This is a genomic window from Shewanella sp. SM101 (genome assembly GCF_025654465.1).
GTDB classification, from domain to species: Bacteria; Pseudomonadota; Gammaproteobacteria; order Enterobacterales; family Shewanellaceae; genus Shewanella; species Shewanella oncorhynchi.
This window is the reverse complement of the sequence record NZ_JAKKRH010000004.1, coordinates 22,368-34,565: the sequence shown is the minus strand read 5'-3', so window position 1 is coordinate 34,565 and position 12,198 is coordinate 22,368. Positions and strand designations below refer to the sequence as shown.

Here is a 12,198-nt window from a genome sequence, read left to right as displayed (position 1 = left end):
ATCGATATCACACACAAAAAATGGTTGAACCATATATTAATACTTATCGATTTGTACTAGCATAAGGACAGATTTATTTCATCTGCATTAGACGCATGCTTAGCTAAAGAAACGTATTTATGGAACCGCAAGCCTGGATATATCAACAAGACAAACCAACAGCAGGGAGAAAATTATTATTGCTTGAGGAAGCAGAATTAATTTTTGCCTTACCCTTAATTTATCGCCTTATCAATCCTGAAGCTGTGGCATCTAAACCGGATTGGTTTTGTGACGCTGAGTTACAAACGGTTTTCTATACTAAGTTGGTGACACAACTAAATGAATTGGTCCGATTACGCAAAAAGGCACAGCGGATCGACAACGAGCTTACTAATGTAAACAAAATGCTTAATCAGTATTTTACTGATTTTGGCTGGCGTATGGTTCGTAAAGAATTATCTCAAATAAAAAAACGGCAAAAAAAGTCTCATATTGAGCTGAGTAGGGATATTATTTTGAGGTTAAAACGTTATATGGAAACTCAAAAGTTAGACAGTTTTGACCAAGCCATTGATACCCTATTGTCAGAGCATAATGAAAATATTTCGCTTAATGTTTTACAACATACTGATGAGGATGTTGTAGACGACATTGTTGATGAATAGAACAAAATAACCGCGGATCTATGTTTTGAAGAATATGATTTTAAAGTTGTTCTATTGCCTAAAATGGATTATCTAATAAGGGTAAGTTAGCCGTGACTTATCTGTGCAGACACGTAAAATTACTGTTAAGATCTTATGTTTACGACTAGATAACGCGAGGCATTAGAGATGAGTTTAAGTATTGCAAACGATAGGAAAATTGCGGTTTTATGCCGAATTGAACCTGGCTGTCTCGGACCTGATGGCGTAGATCATATTGAGGCTTTTTGTGCTTTAGCCCAGAAAGCGATGCAACATTTTGACGTCGATGTCGGCACTTGGGTGTTGATCCCAAGATATGATAAAACCTTAGAAGAGATGCAATATAGTCTTGCAAATAAGTTGCTTTCGCGTGAGCAGGCAACTAAATATTTAGTTTCTATAGGGCGTGACATTGATGGTTTTGAAGAAAGATTTCAGGACAAACTGACGTCGCTGATCAACCTATATCTTGCTAGAAAACCTTAAATGCTCTATTTATCGGAGATGTATTTTTTGCTGAGATTCATCTGACTTCTTGTTTTTTCATAGGAGATATCGGATTTGTATTTTTACAAATCGGTTTTATTTTCATATTTAATTTCTGACTAAAAAAGTAAATTAATCCTATATTAATCATTGTTTTGTAACCAAATTCGAACCTATAATTACGCTCCTGATGAGCAGTTAAGTTGGCTTGAAAACTCAGTTGTTGCTAATTAACTCCGTAAAGTACGTCAAAATTTGCTAGACTAGTCGACTCACTTAATGCTGAATCTTTTTCTTGCGGTATGCCCGAATTTTGTGGGTGGTAAGGATAAGTGTAAAGGACGGTTGATGTTCAATCCCATTCCGGAAACCAATCCATACGTTAGTTTGTTGCAGCAGGATTTCGGTTTTTCTGAATACCGTCCTGGTCAAGCGCAAACGATAACACAACTGTTAGCAGGGAAGTCGAGTTTAGCGATTTTTCCGACAGGTTCCGGTAAATCCCTTTGTTATCAATTTACAGCATTGCAGTTACCCCATTTGAGTTTAGTGATTTCGCCTTTACTCGCCTTGATGAAAGATCAGCTGGAGTTTTTACAATCTAAGGGAATTCATGCGGCCAGCATAGATTCAACCTTAAGCGCCGAGCAGAGTCAGCAAGTGATGGCAGATGCGCGCTCTGGCAAGCTGAAAATCTTGATGGTGTCGGTGGAACGTTTCAAAAATGAACGTTTTCGGCAATTTATTCAATCGGTTCCGCTGTCCATGCTGGTCGTCGATGAGGCGCATTGTATTTCAGAGTGGGGCCATAATTTTCGGCCCGATTATCTTAAATTGCCCGACTATCGGCGTGAGCTTGAGATCCCATTGGTACTGTTATTGACGGCCACAGCAACACGTAAAGTGAAACTGGATATGGCCAAGCGCTTTGATATTGCGCCTGAACACATAGTGCAAACGGGATTTTATCGACCCAATTTAGATTTGACTGTTCTGCCTGTATCAACGCAAGAGAAGAATGCCTTACTGGTTCAGCAGATTGCATCTTTCTTAGGTGCCGGCATTGTGTATGTAACTTTGCAGCAAACCGCCGAAACGGTCGCACGACTTTTGAGCCAACAAGGTATAGTCGCCAGTGCCTATCATGCTGGATTTGAAGATGAAAAACGTCAACAAATTCAAAATGATTTTATGCAGGATAAGCTGCAAGTGGTAGTGGCAACCATCGCTTTTGGCATGGGAATCGATAAGAGCAATATTCGTTTTGTGATCCACTACGATTTGCCTAAATCCATTGAAAACTACAGCCAAGAAATCGGCAGAGAAGGGCGTGATGGTGCGTTATCCCATTGTGTCACCTTGGCCAATCTTGACGGGCTCAATACCGTTGAGAATTTTGTGTATGGCGATACGCCGGAGCGAGAAGGTATAACACAAGTCATTGAGGCTATTCGACTTGAACAAGATTCCGGTCAGTGGGAATGTCAGCTCAATGGCGTGTCGACGGCGAGTAATATTCGCCAGTTACCGTTAAAAACGTTACTTGTGCAGCTAGAAATTTTAGGTGTGGTTAAGCCGTTATTCGCTTACTACGCTGACGTTAATTACAAGTTTTTGGTCGACAAACAGACCATTCTGAGCCGATTTAATCCCGAGCGGCAGGCGTTTTTGACGCAGATTTTTAATCATACGCAGATGAAGAAAATATGGGGCGCGTTAGATTTTGATGCCTTGTACAGTGCGACGGGTCATGAGCGCCGCCGCGTGTTAGCCGCGCTGGAATATTTAGCTGAACATCAGTTGATTGAATTAGAAACCAAACGAATTACTGATGTGTATCGGGTGGATGTTGCCGCATTAGCGCGTCCCGAACTCATCGATGAGCTGTACCATTATTTTATTGATAAAGAGCAGAAAGAAATTGCGCGAATCGCGCAGTTAGTCCGCTTTTTTGAACTTGAGACGTGTTTAAGCCACAATTTATCCCGATATTTTGATGATAATGAAACACCGGTTACATGCGGTCATTGCAGTGTTTGCCGCGGCAGTATTGCTAAGTTGAGTTATTCGACGGAACCGACGTGGCCGACAGAACTACAGATATTGGCTGATTTGCGAGAGTTGAAACATCATTTAACGGCTAAGGGCATTGATACTTTGTCACTTGATACCTATTGTCGTTGCCTCGCTGGTATGTCGGTGCCTTTGGTGAGTCGGTTCCAAGTGCGTAAGTTAAGTGGCTTCGGGCGCTGTGAAAAATTGAGATATGCTGAAATTAAACAGAAAGTTGAGTCACTGTTGTCGCAACTAGATGATAAAAGAGTTGAACATGAATAAGGCCGTAAAAAAGATGTTAGCCACCCATGAACATTTGGTTCACTCTGAAGGTGTGACTGTGGTTTCGCATATGCAAAGGGAAAAGGCGGAGTGGATACAGCATACTGTTATGATTGAAGATTGTGACGTGCCGTTTAAATTTAGACGGGTTAAAAAGTATCGTAATCTGCAAGGGCAAAAGATCAATGTCATCTATTACCCAGAGACAGAAACTGTGGCAGGTTTTGAAATAGAAATTATGCAAGTTGTTAGAATCAAACGATTCTAGTTAATGCGTTTCGAGTCTTTGCTTTTATCAATCAGCAAAGACTCGAAGCGCATTTGATTGATGACGCAAGAGTTAAATTCGGCTATTTACTTGGAATATTGATAGGTTGAATCTACTTTCCAAGTTCTGAAACGCAGTTCAGCGCCTTCTGGTAGATAAAACACCTTAGGCAAGCGACTGTCGTAGCGCATTTTTAGTTCACCCGGAATACGTACAAAAGCTTCTTTCTTCGCTAGTTCGAAACAGGCCATCATAGTGCTCGGGCCTTCAGCGATTTCATCGACTTGATAGTAGTTATAACCCCAACCTTGAACTGTCAGTTCCTTCAATTCCCCGTTTAATCCATGCTTATTGCAATCAACCATTTGAGTCTGACCAATTTGGATTTCGACCATGTAGTCATCTTCGTTTTCTAATTTAGGTAAGCTTAAAATGTGCTGCACCATACCTGCTGCCGGAGCAGGGAACATCTTAGTGGCTTCCTGTGCGCTGTAATCCTTTGGATCGAAACGTTGAATACTGATCATAGGCGCATCTAATCCTGTTGGGTGTGGTGGGCTCACCGCCGCGGCATTGAATGACAATAGTGCAAATGCAAGGGGAACAGCGCTAACGCTAAATAAGGTCTTCAATTTCATTTTATTTCTCCTAATCGAACTGAATTGATGTCGATAAATTTGTCTGTGTTCTGCTCCCTATAAACGCAGCAGAGGTACAAAAGGGTTAAATTATTCAATAAAAAATCGATTTTTTACCCAAATAATTTTTATCAATCTGAATAATAAGGGTTAATTACACTTTCCAACGACTTATTTTGTTAAGTTCGCAGCTATTTCAATTCTTTGCTATGGCTGTTTTATGACTCATATCATGCGAAAAATATACGAAACAGCCTAGATAAAAACCTTAAAACTTGGATTTCAACTTGCACTGAAAAGCCACCGCTGTGTCTGTCTATAACTGCATAAGGCTGTAATAAAGCCAATCTAACTCAGCTATGTGAGCTGTTTTTACTCATAAATCAAGCGCTAATCCATTAAACCTTGCCTGATATTCTTTGCCTAGTCTAGCTGCCGATCTTAATTCACATATCAGTGTCTCGACTGATGGCTGGAGAGCAGATGCATTATGGGGATCAAATACACGTTTAAAAGTTTGAAAACAGTATATCTTGATAAATAGTTAATTTGATCTTCATATATTTTGATTTTCAAACTATAATTCAAGCGACGAGTTTTTCACCATTAATAGCGATAGAAATGGAGCAGGGGCCATACAATGAAATCAATGACAGCCGAGCAAGCGACAGGGCATCAAGCTACTACGGGAAGCCGCCAAGGGCACTCACTCGCCCAGTGGCAGCACGCCCATGAGTTTTCCAGTCAGAACCGCGATGGCGAGAAGAACACTCGCTATGTACTGTATTTAACCGTGATCACTATGGTGGCTGAAATTGCTGCCGGAACCATTTACGGTTCTATGGCACTGCTCGCCGACGGTTGGCACATGGGAACCCATGCCGCGGCCTTTATGATCACGTTATTCGCCTATTCCTATGCCCGTAAACATGCTAACGATCCTGCTTTTGCCTTTGGCACAGGTAAGGTGAGTGTGCTTGGCGGTTATACCAGCGCAATAGCGCTAGGACTTGTGGCACTGGTGATGTTGATTGAATCGGGAATGCGACTGATTAATCCTGAGCAAATCCATTTTAACGAAGCTATATTTGTGGCTGTCATAGGTTTGAGCGTGAATGTGCTGAGTGTATTTTTACTCAAAGATCACCATACCCACGACCATGGGCATCATAACGGGCACGCTCATGGTCACGATCATGGACATCAAGATGATCATGAAGACGAGCATACTCATCACAGCTGCGAAGCACACTCCCATGACGTTCACGTCCATACGGCTCATTCACATGGTGTGGATTCACATACACATGATGACTCACATGCACACGTTGAAAGTCATCAAAATCATAGCCATTGCCATCATAAACAGGAGCACCATGCTGCTGAGCATGAGAGTCAGAAGGCACACGGTGGTCATGATCACAACCTACGCGCCGCCTATTTTCACGTATTAGCCGATGCGTTAACGTCAGTGCTCGCCATTGCGGCCTTGTTGTTTGGTAAATACATGGGACTGACTTGGCTCGATCCGGTTATGGGTATCGTGGGTGCTGTGATTATTAGCCGTTGGTCATGGGGACTCATTCAGCAAACGAGCCCTATCTTACTTGACGGTGGTGTTAAAGCGTCATTGCAGCGTAAGGTCGTGGAAACTCTTGAGGCCGTACCGGATCATCAAGTGGCCGATTTACATCTTTGGCGAGTGAGTGCCGATCACCATGCTATTATGGTGTCTATCGTGTCCCATTCACCGAAAGATGTCAGTTATTTTAATCAGTTACTGTCACAATTTCCTGAATTGGCTCATATCACTATTGAACTCCATACTTGTCGTCAGCGCGAGTGTATGGCTAAGGAAGCCTAAATGACTGTTGAACATCATCATTCATCAAACCTGAATTCAACGACTGCTCATTCAACGACTGCTCATTCAACGGCCGCACATTCAACAGATCATGCATTAAATCATGTGATTATTGAATTTTACGAAAAGCTGTCGTCTTGGGAACACGCCATTGTACGTGACAAAGGTTTTAGCCTATCGCAGGTGCACACCATTGAGTTACTTGGCGTGCACGGCGCTATGAGGATGAAAGAACTGGCGGATAAAATTGGTGTCACAACGGGCACACTAACGGTTCAAATCGACAAAATGGTAGAAGCTGAGTGGGTTGTACGTCGTCCCCATGAAACCGATCGTCGTTCGATTCTGGTGGAGTTAACCGAAAAGGGCCAAACTTTGTTCCTTGAACATGATGCATTACATCTACAACTCACCACAGATCTCACCGCTAAAATGAGCAGTGAAGAACGTATCGTGCTGCTCAATTTGTTGTCTCGCATGAATAACGAGTTTTAATTTACCCTATTTCATCCACTAAAAAGCGTCCCTCGTGGACGCTTTTTTATAGCATGACATCTTTAAAAACGCGATTCATTCTAGATTAATCATCAGCTATTACAGTATCTTACCTTTTGTTACATTCTTGTTGGATTAATAGTTGAACTGGATATTAATTAAGGTAATGTAAGGGCAGATCTCAAGATGGACTTTGTTTAAAAGGAATAGAATGAATAATAAATTACTGCCTTTGTGCATTGCAGGAGTGCTCGGTATGAGCGGTCAACTTCACGCAGAAGAAGATAAATACATTTGGTTAGAAGATGTTGAAGGCGCTAAGCCTATGGAATGGGTGAAAACCCAAAATGCTGCATCTGCCGCCGAAATTAAAGCGTTTAAAGGTTTTGATACCTTAGTGGCGAACAGTCTCGCCATCCTGAACGATAAAGAACGCATTCCCTACGCGACCCACATTGGCGACAAGTTATACAACTTTTGGAAGGATGACACCCATGTGCGCGGTATTTACCGCCGCACTACCATGGAAGAATATGCTAAACCCGATCCCAAATGGGAAACCGTGCTTGATATCGATGCCCTAGGTAAAGCTGAATCCGTCAATTGGGTATTTAAGGATATTAGCTGTCAGTATCCCGAAAATGAGCGCTGTTTTGTCTCACTTTCCCGCGGCGGTGCCGATGCGGTGGAAGTGCGAGAATTTAATTTAAACACTAAATCCTTTGTTGCCACCAAAGATAAGCCATTCTTTTTGAAAGAAGCCAAATCAAGTCTGAGCTGGATAGATAAAGACCACGCCTTTGTTGGCACTGATTTTGGTGATGGTCAAAGTATGACTGACTCAGGTTATCCACGGGAAGTGAAACTCTGGCAACGTGGTACAGCACTCGAGCAAGCGAAACCGATTTTCACTGGTGACAAAACCTCAGTCGCAGTATCAGGCTGGGTTTTATTCGATGATAAAACGCCGCTGAGTTTAGTCACTGAGGCACATACTTTTTATACCGCCAGCCAATATGTCTATCAAGATGGCAAACTCATAGGGTTGCCATTACCTCAAGATGCTGAGATTAAAGGTTATTTTAAAGGTAAGTTATTTATTGAGTTAAAGAGCGATTTAACCAACAAAGACGGTAACTTTAAGCAAGGCGCGGTCGTGTATGCCGATGTGGCGGATCTTATCGCCCAAAAAGCCAAATTCAGTTTATTTGTGAGCCCGACTCAGACCGCATCGATAGCGCAGCTCAGTTTTAGTAAGAGTGCGATTTTCGTGAATTGGCTCGATAACGTGAAAAGCAAATTAGTGCGGTATGAGCAAGACGAAAAGGGCGCTTGGCAAAGCACCCAAGTCCCATTCGAAGCGAATGGCGCCCTGACGGTAATGGACGTTGAGCAAGACAGTGATGATTTTTTCGTGAATTACACCAGTTTTCTTGAGCCTTCAAGCCTCTATACGGTTAATACAAAAACCTTAAATCCGAAGAAAATTAAAGGTATGCCGCAACAGTTTGCTGCGGATAAGTTTAAAACTGAGCAATACTTTGCGACGTCTAAAGATGGCACTAAAGTACCGTACTTTGTGGTGATGGCTAAGGATCTTAAGTTAGATGGCACTAATCCTACGCTACTTTATGGCTATGGTGGGTTTGAAGTCTCACTGCGTCCATCCTATTCGGCCACCATTGGTAAGAACTGGTTAGAGCAGGGCGGCGTCTATGTGTTATCTAACATTCGTGGCGGTGGCGAATATGGCCCAGCTTGGCATCAAGCGGCGTTAAAGCAAAATCGACATAAAGCCTATGAGGATTTCGAGGCAATAGCGGAGGATTTGATTGCCCGTAAAATCACGTCAAGTAAACATTTAGGCATCCAAGGTGGCAGTAACGGTGGCCTGTTAATGGGGGCGGCATTTACCCGCAGGCCGGATCTGTACAACGCTGTCGTGTGCCAAGTGCCTTTACTTGACATGTTTAGATTCAATAAGTTACTCGCCGGTGCCAGCTGGATGGGCGAATACGGTAATCCGGATATTCCTGAGGAATGGGCTTACATTAAAACGTACTCTCCATACCATAATCTGCATAAAGACGTGCATTATCCAAAGGTCTTTTTCACCACATCGACCCGTGATGATAGGGTTCACCCAGGTCACGCCCGTAAGATGGTTGCTAAGATGAAAGACATGGGAATCGATGTCTTATACTACGAAAATATTGAAGGTGGCCACGCCGGCGCTGCAGATAATAATCAAGCCGCGGAACTTAATTCAATGGCGTTTGCCTACTTATTACAGCAATTAAGATAATTACCGCTGGGTTAGCATGAATTGTTAACTCTTCACTGGTAAAACCGAGCAAGACCCTAATAGGTTGGGGAGCAGAAAACGGTCGAACTTATTGAGGTTCGGCCGTTTTTTTAAGTTTATTATTTAATGTTAACAATACCCACAGATAATTTGAGCCATTGCCGAGAGCTTGCTACTATTGCGAAAAAATTTCACTGTCAAAGGCTAAGACTACCTTAAGAATACTAAGTTATTCTCGACAAACAACTAATTTGAGTGAGAGCTATCAGTGTTAGCAAGATTTAAGACTCTATCGGTGAATCGATTCACTTTTATCACAGCGTTATTTTACGTCTGTATTTTCAATATCCCATTGTTTGGCATCATTAAGAAAGGCATTGAAAAACAACCTGATGTCGATCCTATCTTCATCGCTACAGTGCCGTTGTTTTTAACCTTTGCACTCAGTTTTGTATTTTCCTTATTTACGGTGAAGTATCTCGTTAAACCGTTTTTCATCTTACTCACCTTGTTATCATCGAGTGTGTTCTTCGCTGCCTACCAATACAATGTCGTCTTCGATTACGGCATGATAGAAAACACTTTTCAAACCAATCATGCCGAAGCGTTCATGTATGTGAATTTCGCTTCAATAATGAATATGTTACTGACTGGGATTTTACCCGCGTACCTTATCTTTAAAGCGGATATTCAGTACAAACCTTTCCTAAAAGAACTACTGCATAAAGTGCTTTTTATGCTAGCGATGTTGGCAGGACTGGGCATTATTGCTTTCTTCTATTTTCAAGATTACGCGGCCTTTGGCCGTAACAACGACGAGCTCAAACGTTATATCGTGCCGACGTATTTTATCGGTGCTGTGTCTAAGTACATCAATGTGCAGTACTTGCAAACGCCAATGGAATATCAGCAACTTGGCCTCGATGCAAAAAATGTCAGTGCCAACTCAAATGGTAAACCGAATTTATTAGTCCTAGTCGTGGGGGAAACCGCGCGTTCAATGAGTTATCAGTATTATGGCTACGACAAGCCAACCAACGCCCATACCCAAGACCAAGGATTAATAGTCTTTAAAGATACCCATTCATGTGGCACAGCAACGGCGGTATCTTTGCCTTGCATGTTTTCTCGCATGGGACGGGAAGATTACGATTCACGCCGTGCCTATGCTCAAGACACCGCCGTTGATGTGTTGGATCATGGTGGTATTAAAGTGCAGTGGTTTGACAATGATTCTGGCTGTAAAGGGGTGTGTGACCAAGTTGAAAACATAACCATTGATTTGAACAGTGATCCTCAGTTGTGCACTGGCCAATATTGTTTCGACCAAGTGTTACTGAACAAATTAGATGAAGCCTTAGCCAACGCAGAACGCAAAACGCAAAGATACTGTGATTGTATTGCATGTCATTGGTAGCCATGGCCCGACTTATTTCTTACGTTATCCAGCAGAACACCGTAAGTTCACACCGGATTGTCAGCGCAGTGATATACAAAACTGCAGTGAAGATGAGCTGATGAATACCTATGACAATAGTATTTTGTACACTGACTATATTATTAGCGAAGTGGTTAAAAAGTTAGAAAACCAACAAGATAAATTTGATCCAGCCATGTTGTATCTGAGCGATCATGGCGAGTCTTTAGGCGAAAAAGGCATGTATTTACATGGCGCGCCTTACAGTATCGCACCGATTGAGCAGACGAGCATTCCTATGCTTGCTTGGGTGTCAAAAGATTTTAGTAAAGATAATCAATTGGATATGGATTGTTTGGCTGAGCATGCGGCGAAAGGTGGTTTCTCCCATGACAATTTATTCGATAGTCTATTGGGACTAATGAATATCAAAACTGAGGTATATCAGCCTGAATTAGATATCTTTGCTCGCTGCCGCGGTTAATTGTGGACTTAATTGTCGCGAGGTTTAGCTCGTTCTAGTTGGTTCGGTACCGTGATGAGGAAGAGGATGGCAACATCCTCTTTTCTTTTGCTCCCTGTCATAATAATTGATTTCTCCCATATCCAAATCGAACCAGTTGAGTTAACTTAATATATACAAAAACATAACAAATTTATGGTTCGCGATTTATGTCTTCTACTGCAGAAAATAAAGAACTTGATTCTGCCGCGCAAATTTTGCGTTTGGCCGTGCCGCAAATGTCTGCCCTCGATATTCCTGTTACTCCTGAAAATTACACTGTTTGGTATGAATATTTTGCAGGTACAAATCTCGATTTAAATCGCGCGATTGATGGTTTTTTGGCGAATTCTGTCTCTTTTACCAAGGAAGTTAATACCAGTCTTTATAAAACCTTTATCCAAGAACAGTCACCAGAAGTAATTGAAAATGTTCAGATTGAAACACAAATCTTGATCAATAGCCTGCTGAATAAAATCAGCCAGTTGAGTCAAGGAACCGCGGCATTTTCTGGCTCATTAGCCGAGTTTGGTTTGCGATTACAGACTAATCCCGATATCAATACCTTGAACGAGCTGGTTGATGGTGTGGTCGATGAGATGCAGATGCTACTTATCAACAACCGTGAGATGGAGCAAAGTCTGTGTACCATGGGTCAAGAAGTACAAAATCTTAAATCTGAAATGGAAAATCTTAGCCTCGCAGCGATGACAGACCAATTAACGTCTCTGCATAATCGCCGCGCCTATGAATTGAGTATTCAGGATCAAATCTACCGTTCACAAGATCACCAGACCCGCTGTAGTCTCTTACTGATTGATATCGATAATTTTAAAGCCTTTAACGACACCTATGGTCATTTAACGGGTGATAAAGTATTGGCCTATGTCGCATTAGCCTTAAAGCAATGTGTGCGTGGGGATGACTTTGTTGCGCGTTATGGCGGTGAAGAATTTGTGGTGGTGCTACCTAACACCCATTTTCACGACGCATTGCAAGTGGCTGAAAATCTGCGTGAACGTATTTCTGAGCGACGCTTAACGGTAGGGAAAGACAAAAAGCTTTCCCTTGGCGCGATTACTGTCTCGATTGGGATGGCCTCATTGCAACAGGGGGATGATGCTGAAACGCTGTTTAGTCGCGCCGATAAAGCACTGTACCAAGCTAAGTCCGAAGGCCGTAACTGTGTTAGAGGCTGAGTATGTGATGCGAGTGTCG

General features: G+C 42.3%; 9 protein-coding genes and 1 pseudogene. 9 read left to right on the top strand and 1 reads right to left on the bottom strand.

The genetic code is table 11. From position 1 onward, the window contains the following. The first annotated feature begins 119 nt into the window (after window positions 1–119). The 4 genes from L5M38_RS03210 to L5M38_RS03195 all read left to right on the top strand — a co-directional run bounded on the left by L5M38_RS03210 (window position 120) and on the right by L5M38_RS03195 (window position 3,759). Window positions 120–647, top strand: a complete 528-nt coding sequence (locus tag L5M38_RS03210) for a hypothetical protein (RefSeq protein WP_219252409.1) — start codon at window positions 120–122, stop codon at window positions 645–647. Between the two features lie 168 nt (window positions 648–815). Further along, the gene (locus L5M38_RS03205) at window positions 816–1,154 is read left to right on the top strand and encodes a hypothetical protein (RefSeq protein ID WP_105252539.1); all 339 of its coding nucleotides are present in this window, start codon (window positions 816–818) and stop codon (window positions 1,152–1,154) included. 348 nt (window positions 1,155–1,502) lie between these two features. Further along, complete coding sequence (locus tag L5M38_RS03200) at window positions 1,503–3,491, top strand: ATP-dependent DNA helicase RecQ (protein WP_263178335.1); 1,989 nt, start codon at window positions 1,503–1,505, stop codon at window positions 3,489–3,491. Further along, window positions 3,484–3,759, top strand: a complete 276-nt coding sequence (locus L5M38_RS03195) for a hypothetical protein (protein ID WP_028759892.1) — start codon at window positions 3,484–3,486, stop codon at window positions 3,757–3,759. The genes L5M38_RS03200 and L5M38_RS03195 overlap by 8 nt, the downstream gene beginning before the upstream one ends. An 86-nt stretch (window positions 3,760–3,845) precedes the next feature. Here L5M38_RS03195 and eco read toward each other — a convergent pair whose 3' ends face one another. Continuing rightward, window positions 3,846–4,397: a serine protease inhibitor ecotin gene (gene eco / locus L5M38_RS03190; protein ID WP_263178334.1), complete on the bottom strand. Its 552-nt coding sequence runs from the start codon at window positions 4,395–4,397 to the stop codon at window positions 3,846–3,848. 640 nt (window positions 4,398–5,037) lie between these two features. Between eco and L5M38_RS03185 the strand changes: the two genes are divergently transcribed. The 5 genes and pseudogenes from L5M38_RS03185 (at window position 5,038) to L5M38_RS03165 (ending at window position 12,179) form a co-directional block, all read left to right on the top strand. Next, window positions 5,038–6,261, top strand: a complete 1,224-nt coding sequence (locus L5M38_RS03185) for a cation diffusion facilitator family transporter (protein ID WP_263178333.1) — start codon at window positions 5,038–5,040, stop codon at window positions 6,259–6,261. Further along, on the top strand, window positions 6,262–6,756 hold the full coding sequence (locus L5M38_RS03180) for a MarR family winged helix-turn-helix transcriptional regulator (RefSeq protein WP_263178331.1): 495 nt from the start codon (window positions 6,262–6,264) through the stop codon (window positions 6,754–6,756). Between the two features lie 211 nt (window positions 6,757–6,967). Further along, window positions 6,968–9,061, top strand: coding sequence for a prolyl oligopeptidase family serine peptidase (locus tag L5M38_RS03175; protein ID WP_263178330.1), 2,094 nt, complete (start codon window positions 6,968–6,970; stop codon window positions 9,059–9,061). Window positions 9,062–9,329: 268 nt separating this feature from the next. Continuing rightward, window positions 9,330–10,962: pseudogene (locus tag L5M38_RS03170) on the top strand (phosphoethanolamine transferase). A gap of 188 nt (window positions 10,963–11,150) precedes the next feature. After that, window positions 11,151–12,179 (top strand): GGDEF domain-containing protein, encoded by a 1,029-nt coding sequence (locus L5M38_RS03165; protein ID WP_028759897.1) that lies wholly within the window; start codon window positions 11,151–11,153, stop codon window positions 12,177–12,179. Window positions 12,180–12,198 lie beyond the last annotated feature (19 nt).

Excerpts from the sequence above, each read along its gene's own strand:
- L5M38_RS03210 (WP_219252409.1), top strand. The coding sequence starts at position 120 with ATGGAACCGCAAGCCTGGATATATCAACAAGACAAACCAACAGCAGGG.
- L5M38_RS03205 (WP_105252539.1), top strand. The coding sequence starts at position 816 with ATGAGTTTAAGTATTGCAAACGATAGGAAAATTGCGGTTTTATGCCGA.
- L5M38_RS03200 (WP_263178335.1), top strand. The coding sequence starts at position 1,503 with ATGTTCAATCCCATTCCGGAAACCAATCCATACGTTAGTTTGTTGCAG.
- L5M38_RS03195 (WP_028759892.1), top strand. The coding sequence starts at position 3,484 with ATGAATAAGGCCGTAAAAAAGATGTTAGCCACCCATGAACATTTGGTT.
- eco (WP_263178334.1), bottom strand. The coding sequence starts at position 4,397 with ATGAAATTGAAGACCTTATTTAGCGTTAGCGCTGTTCCCCTTGCATTT.
- L5M38_RS03185 (WP_263178333.1), top strand. The coding sequence starts at position 5,038 with ATGAAATCAATGACAGCCGAGCAAGCGACAGGGCATCAAGCTACTACG.
- L5M38_RS03180 (WP_263178331.1), top strand. The coding sequence starts at position 6,262 with ATGACTGTTGAACATCATCATTCATCAAACCTGAATTCAACGACTGCT.
- L5M38_RS03175 (WP_263178330.1), top strand. The coding sequence starts at position 6,968 with ATGAATAATAAATTACTGCCTTTGTGCATTGCAGGAGTGCTCGGTATG.
- L5M38_RS03165 (WP_028759897.1), top strand. The coding sequence starts at position 11,151 with ATGTCTTCTACTGCAGAAAATAAAGAACTTGATTCTGCCGCGCAAATT.